Below are 17,811 nucleotides of genomic sequence, written 5' to 3' on the forward strand. Positions count from 1 at the left end.
TTCGCATTTTTAACAATTTCATCTGACGGCCGTTTTCTTTTCGAACTTCTCAAACCCTGGCGAGAAAGCAAACTATGCACCATATATCTATTAAATGTATTCCGGCGCTTGGCCGGTCGCCACCCTTCTTCATTCAATATATGCACAATCGCTTTAGCACTCTTTTTTTGGCCGTTCAAATCCGCAACTCGCTTTAGCAAATCAGGATAGTAGCTCAACTGCTCTAACCGGGCAACGGGTCGAATTAAAGATGCTTGGGTCTTATGGCCGCCGGCCCAATGGTATTCTACCGAAACTTTTTCTGTTTCTCCCTGAACCGTTACAACAATACGATCAATTAACTGACGGACTATCATTTGTCGCTCTGCAGGAGTCGTACTGTCTGCATTCCATATTTTGGGTATATCAACTGCTAACTGTCGTATTGCTTCGCGCTCTTCTTTTGACAAAGGAGAGGCCTGTTGTGATAAAAATCGCTCATATTCCATTTTTAATTCTTCTTCTGCAACAAGGGCCTCTTCCCACTGCTTTTCTAACGAACGAGCAACCAACCTGTTTTCCGGTTCAACAACGTTGTATTGACGAAATGCTCTTTCTACTGCATAGCGCGCTCGTTCTAATTTTTTCTCCCAATGAGCTCTCATTTGACTGCGTTCAGACTCAATATCTTCTGCAACCTTGAGACTAATCTCCAAGCCGCCGGTTCAAGTGATTGAAATACAAGAATCGTCGTTAGTTCATCCAAAGGCTCTCCTACCAAAGATTGGCAAAGCGGCTCTCCATAATCAACCATCAAACGGCTGCAATTGTACCGTAATCCGTTTCCGTTATTACTATATTGAGTGGACATTCTCATTCCACATCGGCCACAAATAAGCAGCCCGGATAACAAAGAAGGTCCATTTCGCGGAGCACCAGTTCCCTGGATGGTATTGGATTCCAACTGGCATCTATTTTTCTCAAACTGATCCCAAGTAATATAAGAAGGAAGGTGATCTTTTAATAACACCTCCCACTGACCAAACATAGCTACTGCTCGGCCTGTTGAAGGCCTCTCGGGCTTTTTCTTTTTGGTAACCGTCGGCCGACGCCCGTAGACGTAAGCTCCGGCATAAATTGGATTGTGCAATATGTTACTCAACGTCGGACGATTGGGTCTGACCCACTTAAGTTCACCTTTAGCCGGTCCAGATCTTACTCGGTTCGGCATCTGGATGCCATTGCGGACAAAATGCTGTAAAACAGCGTTTAAGGTTCCGTACCGTTTAAACAGATTGAAAACCATCTCGATGGTGTCTTGGGCTTGCTCGTCCGGATCTTTTATCACTTCTCCCGACGGACGCCGGATATATCCCATGGTACTTGCATACCAAGTTCACCACGTCGTGCTTTGGCGCGTTTACCTTCCAGCATTCGTCGTTTTAGTATGTGCAATTCTGCTTCCGACATGGTGCCTTTTAATCCCAATAACAAGCGGTCGTTATAGTCGGATGGATCGTATATGCCATCAAGATCGCCAATCAGTGTTCCAAAAAGGGCACATATCTCAAGCAACTGGTGCCAGTCTCGATTGGAACGGGCTAACCGAGACATCTCTATCCCAAGAACAATCCCTACATGGTCTAAACCAACTTCGGCAACTAAACGTTGAAACCCCGGTCGACCAACTGTGGTTGTTGCCGACCGGCCAAGATCTTCATCGATGACAATCACTCGTTGAGACGGCCAACCCAATTGAGTCGCTCGAGATACAAGACCGTACTGGAGCCGCGTGGATTCCTGATGTCGTTCGACTTGCTGCATGGTTGACTGACGAACATAAATTAGAGCAAGACGATCTATGTGATTTCCCAGTATTTTCCCATTGTGGAAGGGGGCCGTCAATATCGATTCTTGACAAATTCCGGTCATTTGAGGACCTCCCTACTGTTTGCGTTTGCATTTGACGTTTCAGTAGTCGTCCTACTAATGCGATTATCCGTTCCTGTCGCTCCTCTGGGATAATCGTCCACTCCACCGGAGTTACTTGAATCTCTAAGCTCATGTAGCCTCCTGACCAACGCAACCAGCGACAATAGTGCGTTTCTGCTAACGATAGGAGATTCAAAGGAATCTGTCAATTTGAGATTTTTAGATGTATTTACTATGGTGCATTGAGCTGTTTTTCAAGGCCCTCAAGCAGAATCTGAAAGTGAAGACCTTTGTCGGGACCACCGAGAATGCATTATTCATCCAGATTTGGACAGCATTGATCGCCATGCTGCTGATCAAGTATCTCAGCTTCAAAGCCAAGTTCGGCTGGTCGCTGTCCAACCTGGAGGCCTTTCTCCGCTGGAATCTGTTTACTTACCGGGATTTATGGGACTGGATCGATCATCCCTTCGATGTTCTCCCCATACGCCCGAGTCTGTCCAAAATCTACTTCCCTTCAAAGGTCTTGGACAGCATCAATTGAAAATGGGGACCTGATTCTGAATTTGAAGGTTTTCAAATGCTAAACGGTTGTATTCCCAAAGAGCGATTTTGAATTTCCGATTATTTTGGACAGCAGTGGATAAGTTCAAAGATTTATTTTGTTGCCTATTCAATTGAACCAGTGTGTGACCGCCGATTTAATCCCCCACCTTCTATATCTTGGAAAAAATGTTCGACATCCTGATGCCCGATACGACAGCACCGAAAATGGCAGGCATACAAATTCCTTCATTGGCCGGCAAAAAGGCTTGACAACGATTCGATCCTTTAATAATTACACCTATAGGTGGCACTATTAAGTAACTTTAATTGGTTCAATAATTTCCGGCGTATAAATTGATGCGCTTCTACGTGGGTTCGCCCAGACATGAACGCTACTTTCCCGCGGTATTCAAACAGCATGACTGATACGATGCATAACAACTGAAACCGCCGCGGTCATAAAAGAGTATGCCATCAGGTGTTCTGCGGCCAAAGTATACAGTAGTGAGTGCCTTGACTTCTGTGTGGATGAATGGGTTCAGATTCTGGATGGCGCCGGTTACACCACCGAATACCCGGCAGAACGCGCCTACCGAAACTCCCGGATCAACCGAATCGTTGAAGGCACCAACGAAATCAATCGTCTTCTGGTTGCTCGGACCCTGATTCAAAGAGCCAATCAGGGAAGACTTGACCAATCAGGGAAGACTTGAACTGATGGAAGCGGCCACCCACGTGACCCGGGCGGTAGAAAATGTTGACCTTGCACCAGAGGCCCACACATACGGTCCGCTTTCTCATGAGGCCCATGTGCTTGTCACATGTAAAAAACAGATTGCTGAAAAAGTACTCAAGACAAAAAAATACTTCTTTTAGGAGATGAAAAAATGACCATCAAACACGTTGGAGTCGTGGGTTGCGGTGCGATGGGATCAGGAATCGTGCAAGTGATCCTTCAAGGCGGCTATCATGTCATCGTGCAGGAATCCAGCGAGCAGTTTCTCGAGCAAGGCCTTGCTCGGGTTGAAAAAGGCGTTGCCAAGCTTTCCGCAAAAGGATCCATTTCCGAAGAGGAATCTCGGAATATGCTCGCCAGCCTGTCTGGCACCCTGAATACGGCGGACTTGAAGGATTGCGATCTGATCATCGAGGCTGTCTTCGAGGAGATCGAAATTAAAAAAGAATTGTTTAATACCCTGGACGGCATCTGCAAACCCGAAACCATCTTTGCCAGCAACACATCCTCCCTGTCGATTACCGAGATGTCGGCGGCGACCCAAAGAACACAACGCTTCGTGGGCCTGCATTTTTTCAATCCCGTGCCACTGATGCCGCTGGTCGAGGTCGTCAAGACCCTTTCGACTGAACCGGATGTTATTCAGGATGCATTGAGCTTCGCCAAATCCATCGGGAAGGTACCCGTCCTCGCCAAGGATCAGGCCGGATTCATTGTCAATTTGCTGCTGACCCCTTTCATGCTCAATGCCATGCATGCCGCGGCCAATGGTGTGGCCAGCGTCGGTGACATCGACAAGGCCATGAAGCTGGGTTGCAACCATCCCATGGGGCCGTTGATGCTTGCGGATTTTATCGGTCTGGATGTTATTTACAACGCCTGCCAGGTCATGTTCGAGGAATATTGCGATGCGCGATACGCGCCGCCCCCGATCTTGAGAAAAATGGTACTGGTCGGCAACCGGGGACTCAAATCCAGTCGGGGGTTCTATGATTGGTCCGATCCCAAGAAACCCGTACCCTGGATGGCCGAGGGTCAATTCTAATCCCTGTGGAGGATAATATGGAGAAAGAGGTCTTTATTGTCGGGGCCACCCGAACACCCGTCGGTGAATTTGGTGGTGCGTTGAAAACCATGTCGGCAACCGAGCTGGCCATGACCGTGATGACGGCGGCGATCGATCGCGCCGGCATTGAAAAAGAACAATTAGAGCTGGTGACCATGGGAAATTGCATGGATCCCATAGCCAGCAATGTGGCCCGCATCGCCTCGGTTAAATCGGGGATTCCATCCGAAACACCGGCCATCAGCGTGTCGTGCACCTGTGGATCGGGAATGCAGGCGATTATCAACGGATTCCTGGCCATTCGCAACCGGGATGCCCAAGTCGCTTTGGCCGGCGGGGTCGAGAGCATGAGCAATGCGCCCTACATCCTGCCGGCGGGTCGATGGGGACAACGACTGCAACATGCCCAACTCGTGGATTTGATATGGAAGCAAATGCAGGAATACCCGATCGGGGTTGGCATGGGGCTGACCGCGGAAAATTTGGCCGAGCGGGACAACATTACCCGGGAAGCCCAGGACGAATTGGCCCTGACCAGTCAGACTCGGGCCTTGAACGCCATCGACACGGGCCGCTTCAAGGACGAAATCACACCGGTTGAGATTCCCGTGCGGGGGCGTGAACCCAAGATCGTCGACACCGATGAGCATCCCCGGCGCGGCTTGAGCATGGAAAAACTGGCCGGGTTGCCAGCGGTTTTCAAAAAAGGTGGTACCGTGACCGCGGCGAATTCCTCGGGAATCAACGATGGTGCCGCGGCAGTAATTCTCATGGACGGTGACAAGGTAAAAGAAACCGGTGCTAAACCGTTAGCCAGGATTATCGGCTACGCAGTCGCCGGTGTCGACCCGAACATCATGGGTATCGGCCCAGTTCCGGCGACCCGCATGCTTCTGAAGAAAACCGGCCTGTCCATGGCCGACATCGACCTGATCGAACTGAACGAAGCTTTTGCCGCCCAATATTTGAGCTGTGAAAAGGGGCTGGAACTCAATCGGGAGATCACCAATGTGAACGGCAGCGGCATTGCATTGGGTCACCCGGTGGGATGCACGGGATGCCGCCTGGTCGTCAGCTTGGTCTACGAGATGCAGAAAAGGGATGTGAAAAAAGGGCTCGCCACGCTCTGCGCGGGCGGCGGCCATGGATTTGCCATCATGATTGAACGGCTATAGACTTCAAGGAAATGTTTTTGGGCTGCGTTATCGGTTGTCGCGGTATTATTATACAGCTTCCTCCCTCTGGCCTTGCCACAAACATTTTCTTAAACCCTATATATCAGAGTGCTCAACCGTCGTTATTGCGGACCCCGCCTCTATCCAAACGCTCGATGAAAATCATCGACCCAATTTTTTTGGAATGGATAAGTTTTTCTATTGACAACTGTTCAACCATATCAGGAGCGAAAGTAATGGAAAACCCAACCACACGAGTTGAAATTTGCGGTGCGATCGGGAAACTGATTTTCAATCGCCCCGAAGTCCTCAATGCCTATAATCGTTCGGTTTCGGAAACATTGACGGCAGGTCTTGAAACATTGATCGGCACGGATGAAGTACGGGTTATCGTTATCACGGGTGCCGGAAACGCGTTCATGGCCGGTGCGGACATCAACATGCTCAATGATTGGAATCAGAAGGGGGATAGGGCGCATATCCGGTCATCACTTGAAGCCACGTTCAATCCCACCATGTTGGAGGACTGCCCGAAACCGACGATTGCCGCGGTCAATGGCTTGGCTTTTGGCATTGGGTGCGAGGTCGCCATGGGCTGCGATTACCGGATTGCTTCCCAGGACGCCAAATTCGCCCTTCCCGAAATCAAGCTGGGAATCATTCCCGGTGGCGGCGGAAGTCAACGTCTGCTGCGACTGGTGGGTGCCACCAAGGCGCTGGAAATGATCAGTACAGGCGATCCCATTGATGCGGCCGAAGCGCTGCGCATCGGTTTGGTAAACCAGGTGGTTGCACCGGACAAATTATGGGATGCGATCGACGCGTTCGCTTCCCGCTTGACCAGTAAAAGCGCTTTAGCCCTGAAAATAGCCAAACAATTGGTCTATCAGGGCGGCAATCGTTCCTTATATCAAGGGATCGACTATGAACGTGACTGCTTTTGTGAAATCCTGCTCAGTGAAGATGCTGCAGAAGGCACCCGCGCTTTCATTGAAAAACGCAAGCCGGTATTCAAGGACAGATGATCAAACAGGTCGGTACGGATATCACCGACCTGTTCATGCGTTTATCATTACACGCTAATCGAACCAAACTAATATAGGGGAGGATGATCATGAAAGACAAGAAAATTGCAGTGGTGGGTATTGGTGCAACGGGATCGGTCCTGGCTGCCGCGCTCCTCCAAAAACGTCCGGATACCATACTCGTTGATCCCGCCCCCGGAATGAAAAACAAACTTCTCGAAAATGGACTCAACATCACGGGAGAAATTTCTTATCCATCCGTACCGGTAACCCATTTTTGTAGCAAGATATCGGAAATGGAAGAAGATGCTCCGGATATCGTATTCATCGCAACGAAAACATTTTATCTGCCATCCGTGCTAGAAGATTTGAAATCGATTGCCAAACCGGGAATAAAAATCATCAGCACCCACAACGGCCTGGGGACTGAAGACATGATCGCTAAAACGTTTGGGGCTGGCGCGGCTTTCCGGATGAGCCTTAATTTCGGTGTGGCATTGAAGAAACCGGGAGAGGTGGAGGCCGCATTTTTTAATCGCCCCAATCACCTTGGATGTTTGGATAAGACAAACACGGAAATCGGCAAACGAATTGCCGAACTACTGACCCGTGCAGGGCTGGATACCGAACTGGTTGATGACATAAAGCTCTACGTATGGAAAAAAATGATTTTGAAATGCACCATGGCATCGATCTGCGCGGTAACCGACAAAAGTATTAAAGATGCCCTCGCATCCAAGCCGGCAAGAGAAATTGCGAGGTTTGCTTTCGGGAAGCGCTTGCCGTGGCAAAAGCGCAGGGATATGATCTTGGTGAAAAATATCTTACCGACGCATTCGCATATCTGGAAAAGGTGGGCATCCACAAGGATTCAATGTGCGGTGATCTGGAAAGAAACAATCCCACCGAAATCGATTTTCTGGGCGGCAAGGTTGTTAAATATGCTCGTGAATTAGGAGTTTCCGTGCCTTACTATACCGTAATGACAAATCTGGTGAAGGAACTGGACAAGGCTTATTCCGCCAAATGATATTGAAAGGCGATCCCTTTTTGCGCGGTAACGATCAAAACCCAATACAAACAAGAGAAAATCATGCCTGTGGAGAAAAAGAAGGTATTGAAAAGGCTCGATTCAGCAAAGGACCTGTCACGGTTCATGGCCGAATACTACCATGCGCTGGATGAAGCGGATCGTTCCGGAGAGCAGAAGATCGCCTGGTGCACGAGTGTGGGGCCGGCAGAACTGCTGCGTGGCATGGGCTATCAAATCTATTTTCCCGAAACCCACTCGGCCATGTTGGGGACTACGCGCATGGCCACCGACCTGATCCCCACGACCACCGCCATGGGCTATTCACCAGAGATCTGCTCGTACTTGACGGCCGACATCGGGGCCTTTGTCAAGGGCGTCACTCCTCTGGCCACGGCGTTCAAGGGAATCAGCCAAGTGCCCAAGCCGGACATTCTGGTCTACAACACCAACCAGTGCCGGGATGTCCAGGATTGGTTCAGGTGGTATGGCGTTCACTTCAACGTCCCGGTGATCGGTATCCAATCCCATCGGTCGGTGGGCGACATCACCGATGCCCACATCGCTTCCATTGCCACGCAAATCCAAGACCTGGTGGAGCCCTTGGAAACGGTGGCTGGCCGCAAGCTCGACATGGATGTTTTCAAACATGCCGTGGCCTTGTCCCGGCAGTGCTCGGACCTGTGGGAAAAATGCCTGGCCACCGCTTCGGCCCTACCCGCACCCCTGACCTTTTTCGACGGCACGACCCTCATGGGGCCGGCGGTGGTGGGACGCGGCACGCAAAAAGCCGTGGATGTCTACCGCCTGCTTCTGGAAGAACTGGAATCGCGTGTGGCGGCCGGCGAGGGCGCCCTCGTCGATGAGGAGAAACACCGTATATACTGGGATGGCATGCCGGTGTGGGGCCGCCTGGGCATGCATTCCACGATGTTTGCCGAACTCGGTGCCAATGTGGTCGCCTCCACCTACTGCAGCAGCTGGATTTTCTCGGCCCTGGATGCGTCGGATCCGTTCCGAAGCATGGCCCGGGCCTATACCGAGCTGTTCATCACCCGCGACGATGCTTACAAGGAAAACTACATCCAAAATAAACTCGAATGTTTCGGCTGTGACGGCATTATCTACCACAATGCCCGCACCTGTCCCAACAATACCAATTGTCTGTACGGCCTTCCGCAACGCATGTCCAAGAAAAACGGCATTCCCTTCTTGATCATCGACGGTGATTTGAACGACTTGCGGTGTTTGTCCGATGAACAGACACGGACCAATATCGAAGCCTTTATCGAACAACTGGAAGAAACGAAATAAGGAGGTGAACCGTGGCGCATTGGATGAATCTGGGCCAACAGTTCAAGGTCAATGCGAGGAGATACGCCCGCAAGCTGGCCTTGAAGGACCAAAGGCGCAGCTATACATATGCCGAAGCCAACCAGCGGGTCAACCAGCTGGCCCACGGTCTCAAGGGACTGGGCCTTTCCAGAGGCGATAAAATCGCCGTATTCATGGATAACTGTATCGAAATCATTGAGCTTTACCTGGCCACGGCCAAGACCGGCATCATTATTGTGCCGATCAATTTCCGGCTGGTGGGCCCCGAGGTGGAATACATCGTCAACAATGCCGATGCCAAGGCCATGGTGGTGCAGGACCAGCTCACCGACGTTATTGATCCGATCAAGTCGCGTCTTTCCAATATCCCCGCAAACCATTACGTGGCGGTGGGAAGTGAAGTACAAGGCTACATGGCGTACGAGAAATTCATCGCCGGCAATATGGACGATGAACCTGACGATACGGTAGCTCCCAGTGACACGTGGATCTTGATGTATACATCCGGTACAACAGGCAAGCCCAAGGGGGTGATCCGCTCCCACGAATCCCACATCTCCTTTTACCTGATCAACGGTTTGGACATGGGATTCAACAATAGTGACTACTGCATGAACGTCATGCCCTTGTGCCACATTAATTCGACGTTCTACACGTTTTTGTTTCTTTATCTCGGGGGCTCGGTCTATGTCCATCCGGCCCTGGCGTTTCGGGCGCCGGAGGTGCTGCGCATCGTCGAAGCGGAGCGGATCACCTTCATCTCCCTGATTCCGACCCACTATAACCTGATCTTGAATGTGGATGAGGAAAACCGGCGTCGCGACGTCGGCTCCATCCGCAAACTGCTCTGCTCGTCGGCACCGGTGCGGCGCAAGATGAAACGGGAAATTATGGACTTTTTCCCCAATGCCGAACTCTATGAAGGGTATGGTTCCACCGAAGCCGGATCGGTCACCGTGCTTCAACCCGAGGACCAAATGGTCAAAACCGGTTCCATCGGGCGGGAGCTGCTTGGCACCGATTTTATCAAAATTCTGGACAAACAGGGCAAGGAGGTGCCCGCCGGTGAGGTGGGCGAGATTTATTCATGCGGCCCCACACTGTTTGACGAATACTACAAGCTGCCGGAAAAAACCGCCGCATCCTTCAAGGACGGTTGGTTCTCCGCCGGTGATATGGGCATGCGGGATGAAGACGGTTACTATTATATCGTCGACCGCAAGGACAACATGATCATTACCGGCGGGGAAAACGTCTATCCCAGTGAGGTGGAGGAGGCGATCGGCAGCCATGAATGCGTGTTCGACTGCGCCTGCATCGGCCTGCCCGACGAAAAGTGGGGCGAGAAGATCGTGGCCGTGGTGACCCTCAAGGAAGGCGTCGACGAGAACAGTGTTAACGCGGCGGATATTCAATCCTGCTGTCAAGAAAAACTAGCCGGTTACAAGCGTCCCAAGGAGATCATTTTTATCAAAGGCAATGAAATGCCCCGCACGACCACCGGTAAGATCCTGCACCGGAAATTAAAAGACAGATACACGAACTAGAAGTAACGGCCAATGCGCCCGCAACCCATTGACTGGAGAATTTATAGATGAACAAGCATATCCTATCAGGCAACGAAGCGGTGGCCCTAGGCGCGTACCAAGCCGGTGTAAAGGTCGCCAGTGCCTACCCGGGAACTCCGAGCACGGAGATCCTGCAGAATTTTGCGACCTATGACGGCGTATATGCCGAGTGGGCGCCCAATGAGAAAGTGGCCCTGGAAGTGGCGATCGGGTCGGCCATGACCGGTGTCCGCACGCTATTCACCACCAAACATGTGGGGCTGAACGTGGCTGCAGACCCCTTGATGACCCTGGCCTACACCGGTATTACCGGAGGTCTGTTAATCGTGTGCGCCGATGATCCGGGCATGCATAGCAGCCAGAACGAGCAGGACAACCGGTATTATGCACGCTTCGCCAAAATTCCCATGTTGGAGCCCAGCGACAGCCAGGAGGCCAAGGCCATGGTGCGGAAGGGCTGCGCTTGTCCGAATCCTACGACACGCCGACCCTTTTGCGCATGACGACCCGAGTCTGCCATTCAAAAGCGATCGTTGATACGGATGTGGAAAATCAGGCCCCGATCCCCAAGGCCGAGGGATTCAAACGGGACCTGAAAAAATTCGTCATGATCCCGGCCTTTGGCAAACTGCGGCATCCCCTGGTGCTCGAACGAGAAGAAAAGCTTACGGCCGTATCCGAGAAAAGCCCCTTCAACCGCATGGAAATGAACGACACGCGGGTCGGGATCATCACCAGCGGCATCGCCTACCAATATGTCAAGGAGATCCTGCCCGAAGCGTCGGTGCTCAAACTGGGGATGACATTTCCGTTGCCCGCCACCCTGATTCGGGAATTCGCCGCCAAGGTGGACAGGTTGCTCGTGGTGGAAGAGCTTGAGCCTTATATCGAGGATGAGATCCGTATCATGGGGCTCGCTGTCGAGGGCAAGGCCTTGTTCTCCAAACTGGACGAACTCTCTCCGGACACCGTGGCCGCCGGTTTTGCCAAAGCCGGCATGCTGCCGTTTGATCTGCCGGCAGCCCGGGAAAAGGCGCCGGGCAGCGAAATGCCTCGTCCGCCGCTACTTTGCGCCGGCTGCCCGCATCGGGGGCTGTTCTACGCCCTGAATAAAATGAAGGCCCTCGTCCACAGCGATATCGGCTGCTATACCTTAAGTGTGCTGCCACCATTGCAGAGCATCGACACCACCCTTTGCATGGGCGCCAGCATCAGCATGGCCCACGGTACGGCCAAAGCCGTGGCCCAGGCCGGCATCGAGGACAAGCGGCCGGTGTTTGCCACCATCGGCGATTCCACATTCTTTCACTCGGGCATCACCAGTCTTTTGGATGTGATCTACAACAAGGGTAACGTGAACGTGATCATCATGGACAACCGCATCACGGCCATGACCGGCGGGCAACAGAATCCCGGCACGGGCAAGACCCTGCAGATGGAAGATACCAATGCCGTGGACATCATTTCCCTGGTCAAAGCCATGGGCTGCACGCGGGTCAGGGAAATCGATCCCTTTGACCTTGAGGGAACCCTGGCGGCGCTCAAGGAAGAAGTTGATTACGACGGACCCAGCGTGTTGGTCACCAAGCGCCCCTGCATCCAGCTTTTCCGTCAAGACCCCCAAGCCGTACGCGTGGTGGACGAGGCGGCCTGCATCGGCTGCAAGATGTGCCTGAAACTGGGTTGCCCGTCCATTTCCCAGGGCGGGATCATCCCGGATGAAGAGGGCAAGAAGGAGCGTCACTACGCGCGCATCGACGCCGCTACCTGTTACGGCTGCTCCCTTTGCGAACAGGTTTGCAAACAAAACGCCATTTCCGTGGTGGCCGGCTAATCACCGGGAGACAGGAGACGAACAATGAAGCGTGAGAATACAAAGACGACCAACGTGTTGGTGGTGGGCACCGGCGGCCAGGGGGTGATCACGGCCAGCGAAATTCTCTCGGACGTGGCCATGTTCAGCGGTTTTGACACCAAGAAGAGTGAGATTCACGGCATGTCCCAGCGTGGCGGCGTGGTGACCAGCCATGTGCGCTACAGTGAGAAAGTCTACTCTCCGATGATCATGGAGGGTGAGGTAGACATTTTGCTCTCATTCGAACTGGCCGAAACGGTCCGATGGATGCATTATTTAAAGCCAAAAGGCCGAGTCATCGCCAACCTCCAGCAAATCATCCCTCCGGCAGTGTATGCGGGGATGGGCCGTTACCCGGAGGATGCGGTATCGGTTATCCGTCAGGGCGCTGATCATTCGATCTTGGTGGATGCCCAACTGATTGCGAAGGAACTCGGCAATCCCAGGCTCGTCAACACCATTTTGTTAGGTATTGCCTCGGCCTTTTTGGACCTTTCTGTAGACGGTTGGAAAACCGTCATCGCCAACCGGGTACCACCCAAGTTCAAAGAGTTGAATATCGTCGCCTTTGACCGGGGACGCGGGCTGAATTAGTTCGTGCCAACCCTGAAATAATCAGATTCGGCTGTTCCCGAATGGATAAACGATAAGATGGTAGGGTCTATTCCCATTACGCCGCCAACCCACAAGATAAGAACTGTGCCATGGAAATAGCCATCGTTGGAGCAGGGGTCCTGGGATCCATTTTTGGCAGTCTTTTGCGCAAAAGGGTTTTCCGTAACCTTGATCGAAGTGCTCACCGAGCGCGTCCATCTGATTGACAAGGAAGGCTTATGGATGCAGTGGCCCGATGGGAAACGCACCCATGAAAGGATCACCATTACCTCGGATGTTAACGCGGTTGGCATCCAGGATGTGGTGATGGTGGCGGTCAAAGGGTATCATACCCGGTCTGCCATCAAGGGCGCTTTGCCAATGATCGGCAAGGACACCGCGATCCTATCGGTTCAAAACGGGCTGGGGAATCTGGAGGTCATTGCCGAAGCGGTGGGCCCGGAACGGGTGGTTGGCGGCATTACCGCGCACTCGGGTATGCCGATAAGCATGAACGAGGTGCGATATGTGGGCGGCCTGGGTCCCTTGCTGGTTATTGGCCCCTATGACGGCGTGGTTCGTCCAGTTTTCGAAACATGGTCAATCAGTTCCAGGGCACGGGCCTGGACGTGCATGCCACGCCGGATATCAACAGCGTCATCTGGAAAAAACTGATCGCCAACGTCTCCACCAACGTGGTTGCCGCCCTGACCGGTCTCACCGGTAGTACAGCGATCCAGCATCAACAGTCGGTCAACATCATCAATGCCCTGTGCCAGGAACTGGCCCAGGTGGCCCGTGCCAAGGGTATCGACTTTCCCGAGCTGCAGGATCCGTTGGCCTTTTCTCTCAAGGCCTTTGCCTCCACCAAGGACAACAAGGTATCCATGCTTCAAGACGTGGAAGCCGGACGCCCCACGGAGATCGGCAACCTCAACGAAATAATCGTTTCCGAAGGGAAACGGTTCAACATCCCTACGCCCTATAACGAGGCGGTGTCATGGCTGACCCGGGGGGTCGAGGAACGCAACCGGCAGAAGCTTTCCGTGGTCGAATCGGCCTGTGAGCCCGATGCCGTGCGTGACGCCATCAAGAACGAGAACCTGGACGCCCTGCGCCAGACGCTGGAAACCTCTCCCCTGGCCCGCGCGTTGTCGATTCATTTTACCGAATTCGAGCCCGGCCGGACCACGGCCAAGCTGCCCGGTACGTCGCAGCTATCCAATTTTCTCGGCTACACGCATACCGGTGCGTTGTTTATGCTGGCGGAGCAGGTCATGGCCGCTGCGGCCAATTCCTTGGGCCATGTGGGCCTGCCGCTGAGCTGTGATATCGAATTCCTTCACGCGGCCAATCCGGCCAAGGATGTAATCGCGTCAGCTCGGGTAATCGACACCCAGGGGCGCATAGCACGGGTAAAAGTTGCGCTAACCCAAGATGAACAGGTCGTTGCGAGCTTATCAGAGATGGTTTTTTTGCGTAAATAGGCAGGAATGTGCGCTATGCTGCATCTTTTCTAACTTTTATCAATCTGTATCTGAATCTGTTTTTGGATCGGATTTTGGGTTTCATTTTCGGTTCCACGCTTGGGTTTGGTTCCGATAAGATTCTGACAAACATCTGGTAGACGTCATCAACCAAGGCATCCGAAATTTCGGTCCCATATTTTGCGACGTATTGACCATAATATTTTGAATCTTTGTTTATGTGGCAAGCAACGATTCGCCAATAAACAAAAACGGATCGAATCATGATCCCGCTGACCATGGGATTTGCCTTGATGAATACTTTTTCTTTAACTCCCTCTTCGATCGTTTCGTCGATGAATTTGCAAATCAGCCCGATACTCTCCTCGATGGAGCATTGTGGTAAAAATGTATTGTTTGAAAGTAGCTCTCTGACAATTACCGAGTGAATCTCATTATTTTTCACAATCTGTGCGATGGCATGAATGTATTTATAGAGCCTTTCGTGTGGGGTAAGCGCATCGGACTGTTTCATGGTTTTTTTCAGCGCCACCTTCGCCCCCGATTCGATTTCCTCCACAACAGCACGGTAAAGGGTATCCTTGTCCCCCATGTAATAATACATGCTTCGTTTACTCATGCCTGCGGCGGTGGCGATATCGTCCGCGCTCACGCCATCGTAGCCTTTTTGCGAAAAGGCTTCGGTGGCCTTCTTGAGAATGTGGTCGATTTTTTCTTTCCGCTTATTGTTGGGTCCACTTCGTTTCATACGATTTGACTCGGATTGCTTATTAAAAAAATTATGGGGGCCCGCACTTGAAATTCTGGATCGGCCGGCGGGTGATAATATGTCGTGTATAAAATTATATTGTCGTTTTATGACTTATTGTTTATATCATTTGGATATTTTTGTCAATACAGCCCGCCCCCCTATGGTTTGTGAATGGATTCCGTTTTGACCCCATGCATCATCACTTGTCAGCGTAACCCGATTATATTGCACTAAATATGGATTAACTGAGCCACAAAAGCGGATCAGTCAACTGGATAACAATTAACGATTACCCATCTAAAAAAGGCGGCCATGACACCTCCAATCCTTTCTATTGTCAGCAAAAAAAATAGTGGAAAAACGACGTTGCTCGAAAAATTGATCCCTGCATTGCTTAAAAATGGATATCGCGTGGGCACCGTCAAACATGATTCCCATGGATTTGAAATCGACCATGAAGGAAAAGATACTTGGCGTCACAAACGTGCTGGCGCCTTAACGGTGGCTATTTCTTCCCCCTGGAAGCTTTCCCTGATTAAAGATGTAAAGGAGGAACTTTCACTGGACGAAATCGTTGATACCTACTTTGATGATATGGATCTTGTATTAACGGAAGGATACAAACGATCCGGCAAGCCAAGCATTGAAGTTTTCCGGAGCACGGCGCATCAAACGCCCCTTCATGTTAAAGGGGCGTCGAACAATTTGCTTGCCGTGGTGTCAGACGTTCCGGTTGACCTTGGTGTGCCCAATTTTGGCATGAATGATATTGATGCGATAATGAATTTTATTTTGACTCGCTTTCCCGTTTCACACAAAAATAAAAACCTTTAAGGCAACGTTTTTATCCGCCGATGCGTGCCTGGCATAATGTATGGCTGAGAGAATGTTTTTCCGGTGTGTTTACATTGAAAAAGGAGATGAGGTCCGGGTCAACTGCGGCAATTTGCGTGGTTGACAAAGTCTTGATTTTTACCAAATCAAAAAAGTCATAAATTCTATAGTTCCCCCGATTAAGTTGTGTTTCTATGAGCGGAATGCAGCGTTTTGAATAGATGGCACACAGTGGCTCATAGTATCCATTGACATGCGGCACCACGACGTCCACATCCGAAGTGAGGGCGTCAATTAACAATTGAATAACCGCCGGTAGAAGAAATGGTGTGTCACAAGGCACGATAAAAGCATGTTCCGCACTGGATTGCTTCAAACCAGCGTGAATGCCGGTAAGGGACGCGCGGATCTCATAAAGGTCGGGGACCACACGAATCGGTATATCGGCATACACCTCGGGTTGCCTTGTAACTAATAGAATTTCTGTGAATTTAGAATCCAGACAATTGAGCAGTCTTTCCAGAATTGAGAGTTCGCCAACTTTTAAAAAGGCCTTATTGCGACCAGCCATGCGGGTATTCAACCCGCCACTTAAAACGACTGCGCTGCATTGGTGTCGGTATCGTTGATCGATCAATGACTTCGTCCCTGGTAAAATTTATTCTATATGTTGGGCTGTTACGGTAATGCCAGCCGGGAGCAAGGTCTTCCCTTCAGGGATGGATACGACCGCATGCGCCTCAGCCATCGAGCGTAGACGGCTTTTATCCGTCAATGCATGAAACACAGGGGCATCCTCACCAGGCGTAAGAACACCAAACACGAATTGGGTCCAATCCGCGTGTCGCCCCCTGATCTCTTCTGCAAGCTTAACGTGCACCATCGGTAAGTGCGGGCAGCCATGCCCGGCCAGTGTCAACAAACCGGGCAGCGCAATTTGAAGAAATCCCATTAAATTGGACGGTGGGCCGCCAGGAAGAATAAACACGGGCTTGTCATTCAAAATCCCGAATCCAACCGCTTTACCCGGTCCGATGCGAATTCGGTGGAATATTTGTTTCCAGCCCAGTTCGTCCAATATCCGCGCCACCAAGTCACGATCACTGGTCCATGCCCCGCCACTGGTTACAATCGCATCCGCAGATGCCGAATAAGATTGGATAACTTTAGAGATTTCGTGCGGGTCATCTTCCACTACGGAAAGTAGCGGTTGCATACCATATTTCCGGCACCAACTGCCCAGCGTTGTCATATTGCTTGCGTATAGTTTTCCCTCGGGCAAGGGTTTTCCAGGTGCGACGACTTCACTCCCGGTTGAAATGAGTGCAACCGTCGGACTCCGAACGACATTCAATTGACTATAGCCTGCAGCAGCCATAAGGCCGGCCACGCCCGGTACGACCAAACTTCCTTTTTTCGCCATAAGCTGCCCGTTGGCCACATCACTTCCTTTGGGCAAAATATTTCTTCCGGGTTCCGCATTATTGGAAGCGATGACCATAGATCCATCACACTCGGTAAATTCTTCAGATAAAACGGCATTGGCATCCGGAGGAATTCGTGCACCGGTTAAAACACGTACGGTAAAACCGGGGGTCACGCGCGTCATGACTGGATCACCGGCCCCAATACTTCCAGCCAATTTTAGTGCAACCGGATGGCCGGCAGACGCATGCGCCACCTCTTCGGATATGACGGCATACCCATCTTTTAAAGAGGCATCAATGGATGGCGAGTCAACTTTGGCAAAAATGTCTTCAGCCAGCGCCCTTCCAAAGCTATCCAACAATTCCGTGGACTCCGGCGGTAATGCGTGAATATGTTCAAGCGTCAATGCAAGGGCTTCATCGAAGCCTATCGGTAGCGTTCTTACCATACCCGTTCCTTTCCGATCAGAA

At 51.4% G+C, this 17,811-nt stretch carries 21 protein-coding genes and 1 pseudogene; 16 read left to right on the top strand and 6 right to left on the bottom strand.

Translation table 11 applies throughout. The features are described 5' to 3' along the window. The 3 genes from JCM12296_RS38175 to JCM12296_RS38185 form a co-directional block, all read right to left on the bottom strand. A partial coding sequence (locus JCM12296_RS38175) for a hypothetical protein (protein ID WP_218188044.1) occupies window positions 1-695 on the bottom strand: 695 nt, incomplete at its 3' end. Further along, window positions 641-1,327 carry a recombinase family protein gene (locus JCM12296_RS38180; RefSeq protein WP_172683857.1) on the bottom strand — a complete coding sequence of 229 codons (687 nt, stop codon included), beginning with the start codon at window positions 1,325-1,327 and terminating at the stop codon, window positions 641-643. The genes JCM12296_RS38175 and JCM12296_RS38180, both read right to left, overlap by 55 nt. Continuing rightward, the gene (locus JCM12296_RS38185) at window positions 1,324-1,911 is read right to left on the bottom strand and encodes a recombinase family protein (protein WP_054692640.1); all 588 of its coding nucleotides are present in this window, start codon (window positions 1,909-1,911) and stop codon (window positions 1,324-1,326) included. The genes JCM12296_RS38180 and JCM12296_RS38185 overlap by 4 nt, the downstream gene beginning before the upstream one ends. Window positions 1,912-2,134: 223 nt before the next feature. Here JCM12296_RS38185 and JCM12296_RS11010 point away from each other — a divergent pair, with 223 nt between their 5' ends. From JCM12296_RS11010 to JCM12296_RS11065, 15 genes and pseudogenes are all read left to right on the top strand, one after another. Continuing rightward, window positions 2,135-2,455 carry a hypothetical protein gene (locus tag JCM12296_RS11010; protein ID WP_054692643.1) on the top strand — a complete coding sequence of 107 codons (321 nt, stop codon included), beginning with the start codon at window positions 2,135-2,137 and terminating at the stop codon, window positions 2,453-2,455. A 475-nt stretch (window positions 2,456-2,930) separates the two neighbouring features. Further along, window positions 2,931-3,170, top strand: a complete 240-nt coding sequence (locus JCM12296_RS50400; RefSeq protein ID WP_422698680.1) for an acyl-CoA dehydrogenase family protein — start codon at window positions 2,931-2,933, stop codon at window positions 3,168-3,170. Window positions 3,171-3,174: 4 nt separating this feature from the next. Further along, window positions 3,175-3,333 carry a hypothetical protein gene (locus JCM12296_RS38190; protein ID WP_157067537.1) on the top strand — a complete coding sequence of 53 codons (159 nt, stop codon included), beginning with the start codon at window positions 3,175-3,177 and terminating at the stop codon, window positions 3,331-3,333. Window positions 3,334-3,344: 11 nt separating this feature from the next. Next, window positions 3,345-4,238: a 3-hydroxyacyl-CoA dehydrogenase family protein gene (locus JCM12296_RS11020; RefSeq protein ID WP_054692649.1), complete on the top strand. Its 894-nt coding sequence runs from the start codon at window positions 3,345-3,347 to the stop codon at window positions 4,236-4,238. Window positions 4,239-4,255: 17 nt separating this feature from the next. Further along, window positions 4,256-5,434: a thiolase family protein gene (locus JCM12296_RS11025; RefSeq protein WP_054692652.1), complete on the top strand. Its 1,179-nt coding sequence runs from the start codon at window positions 4,256-4,258 to the stop codon at window positions 5,432-5,434. A gap of 155 nt (window positions 5,435-5,589) precedes the next feature. After that, the gene (locus JCM12296_RS11030) at window positions 5,590-6,459 is read left to right on the top strand and encodes an enoyl-CoA hydratase/isomerase family protein (RefSeq protein ID WP_172683858.1); all 870 of its coding nucleotides are present in this window, start codon (window positions 5,590-5,592) and stop codon (window positions 6,457-6,459) included. An 89-nt stretch (window positions 6,460-6,548) separates the two neighbouring features. Further along, window positions 6,549-7,007: pseudogene (locus JCM12296_RS50405) on the top strand (ketopantoate reductase family protein); the annotation flags it as partial. Between the two features lie 236 nt (window positions 7,008-7,243). Continuing rightward, window positions 7,244-7,489, top strand: coding sequence for a ketopantoate reductase family protein (locus tag JCM12296_RS50410; RefSeq protein ID WP_422698679.1), 246 nt, complete (start codon window positions 7,244-7,246; stop codon window positions 7,487-7,489). A gap of 63 nt (window positions 7,490-7,552) precedes the next feature. Further along, window positions 7,553-8,803 carry a 2-hydroxyacyl-CoA dehydratase subunit D gene (locus tag JCM12296_RS11040; RefSeq protein ID WP_054692660.1) on the top strand — a complete coding sequence of 417 codons (1,251 nt, stop codon included), beginning with the start codon at window positions 7,553-7,555 and terminating at the stop codon, window positions 8,801-8,803. A gap of 11 nt (window positions 8,804-8,814) precedes the next feature. Further along, window positions 8,815-10,371: a class I adenylate-forming enzyme family protein gene (locus tag JCM12296_RS11045; RefSeq protein ID WP_054692663.1), complete on the top strand. Its 1,557-nt coding sequence runs from the start codon at window positions 8,815-8,817 to the stop codon at window positions 10,369-10,371. Window positions 10,372-10,418: 47 nt separating this feature from the next. Continuing rightward, window positions 10,419-10,895 carry an indolepyruvate ferredoxin oxidoreductase subunit alpha gene (locus tag JCM12296_RS44185; protein ID WP_246804154.1) on the top strand — a complete coding sequence of 159 codons (477 nt, stop codon included), beginning with the start codon at window positions 10,419-10,421 and terminating at the stop codon, window positions 10,893-10,895. Next, window positions 10,856-12,226, top strand: coding sequence for a thiamine pyrophosphate-dependent enzyme (locus tag JCM12296_RS11050; protein ID WP_246804155.1), 1,371 nt, complete (start codon window positions 10,856-10,858; stop codon window positions 12,224-12,226). Before JCM12296_RS44185 ends, JCM12296_RS11050 begins: the two co-directional genes overlap by 40 nt. Before the next feature lie 24 nt (window positions 12,227-12,250). Then, entirely contained in the window at window positions 12,251-12,841 is a 591-nt protein-coding gene (locus JCM12296_RS11055) for an indolepyruvate oxidoreductase subunit beta (RefSeq protein WP_054692672.1), read from the top strand. A gap of 153 nt (window positions 12,842-12,994) precedes the next feature. Continuing rightward, window positions 12,995-13,516: a ketopantoate reductase family protein gene (locus JCM12296_RS11060; RefSeq protein WP_172683860.1), complete on the top strand. Its 522-nt coding sequence runs from the start codon at window positions 12,995-12,997 to the stop codon at window positions 13,514-13,516. Then, window positions 13,438-14,328 carry a ketopantoate reductase C-terminal domain-containing protein gene (locus JCM12296_RS11065; protein WP_083456058.1) on the top strand — a complete coding sequence of 297 codons (891 nt, stop codon included), beginning with the start codon at window positions 13,438-13,440 and terminating at the stop codon, window positions 14,326-14,328. The genes JCM12296_RS11060 and JCM12296_RS11065 overlap by 79 nt, the downstream gene beginning before the upstream one ends. Before the next feature lie 13 nt (window positions 14,329-14,341). On the opposite strand, the gene JCM12296_RS11070 is transcribed toward JCM12296_RS11065, so the two are convergent. Beyond that, window positions 14,342-15,076, bottom strand: coding sequence for a TetR/AcrR family transcriptional regulator (locus JCM12296_RS11070; protein WP_054692681.1), 735 nt, complete (start codon window positions 15,074-15,076; stop codon window positions 14,342-14,344). A 315-nt stretch (window positions 15,077-15,391) separates the two neighbouring features. Here JCM12296_RS11070 and mobB point away from each other — a divergent pair, with 315 nt between their 5' ends. After that, on the top strand, window positions 15,392-15,913 hold the full coding sequence (gene mobB, locus JCM12296_RS11075; protein ID WP_054692683.1) for a molybdopterin-guanine dinucleotide biosynthesis protein B: 522 nt from the start codon (window positions 15,392-15,394) through the stop codon (window positions 15,911-15,913). A 10-nt stretch (window positions 15,914-15,923) separates the two neighbouring features. Here the strand turns inward: mobB and mobA are convergent, their stop codons facing one another. Together mobA and JCM12296_RS11085 are read right to left on the bottom strand one after the other, a co-directional pair. After that, window positions 15,924-16,550, bottom strand: a complete 627-nt coding sequence (mobA, locus tag JCM12296_RS11080) for a molybdenum cofactor guanylyltransferase (protein ID WP_157067538.1) — start codon at window positions 16,548-16,550, stop codon at window positions 15,924-15,926. 21 nt (window positions 16,551-16,571) lie between these two features. Next, entirely contained in the window at window positions 16,572-17,789 is a 1,218-nt protein-coding gene (locus tag JCM12296_RS11085) for a molybdopterin molybdotransferase MoeA (RefSeq protein WP_054692690.1), read from the bottom strand. Window positions 17,790-17,811: the final 22 nt, after the last annotated feature.

This window comes from Desulfosarcina cetonica JCM 12296, from assembly GCF_001311845.1.
GTDB lineage: Bacteria > Desulfobacterota > Desulfobacteria > Desulfobacterales > Desulfosarcinaceae > Desulfosarcina > Desulfosarcina cetonica.

Bases quoted from the DNA above. Each gene is read 5' to 3' on its own strand.
- JCM12296_RS11085 (WP_054692690.1), bottom strand. From the start codon at position 17,789: ATGGTAAGAACGCTACCGATAGGCTTCGATGAAGCCCTTGCATTGACG.
- JCM12296_RS38185 (WP_054692640.1), bottom strand. From the start codon at position 1,911: ATGACCGGAATTTGTCAAGAATCGATATTGACGGCCCCCTTCCACAAT.
- JCM12296_RS11025 (WP_054692652.1), top strand. From the start codon at position 4,256: ATGGAGAAAGAGGTCTTTATTGTCGGGGCCACCCGAACACCCGTCGGT.
- JCM12296_RS11055 (WP_054692672.1), top strand. From the start codon at position 12,251: ATGAAGCGTGAGAATACAAAGACGACCAACGTGTTGGTGGTGGGCACC.
- JCM12296_RS11020 (WP_054692649.1), top strand. From the start codon at position 3,345: ATGACCATCAAACACGTTGGAGTCGTGGGTTGCGGTGCGATGGGATCA.
- JCM12296_RS38190 (WP_157067537.1), top strand. From the start codon at position 3,175: ATGGAAGCGGCCACCCACGTGACCCGGGCGGTAGAAAATGTTGACCTT.
- JCM12296_RS11010 (WP_054692643.1), top strand. From the start codon at position 2,135: ATGTATTTACTATGGTGCATTGAGCTGTTTTTCAAGGCCCTCAAGCAG.
- JCM12296_RS11065 (WP_083456058.1), top strand. From the start codon at position 13,438: ATGGTCAATCAGTTCCAGGGCACGGGCCTGGACGTGCATGCCACGCCG.
- JCM12296_RS11040 (WP_054692660.1), top strand. From the start codon at position 7,553: ATGCCTGTGGAGAAAAAGAAGGTATTGAAAAGGCTCGATTCAGCAAAG.
- JCM12296_RS11070 (WP_054692681.1), bottom strand. From the start codon at position 15,076: ATGAAACGAAGTGGACCCAACAATAAGCGGAAAGAAAAAATCGACCAC.
- mobB (WP_054692683.1), top strand. From the start codon at position 15,392: ATGACACCTCCAATCCTTTCTATTGTCAGCAAAAAAAATAGTGGAAAA.
- JCM12296_RS11030 (WP_172683858.1), top strand. From the start codon at position 5,590: ATGAAAATCATCGACCCAATTTTTTTGGAATGGATAAGTTTTTCTATT.
- JCM12296_RS44185 (WP_246804154.1), top strand. From the start codon at position 10,419: ATGAACAAGCATATCCTATCAGGCAACGAAGCGGTGGCCCTAGGCGCG.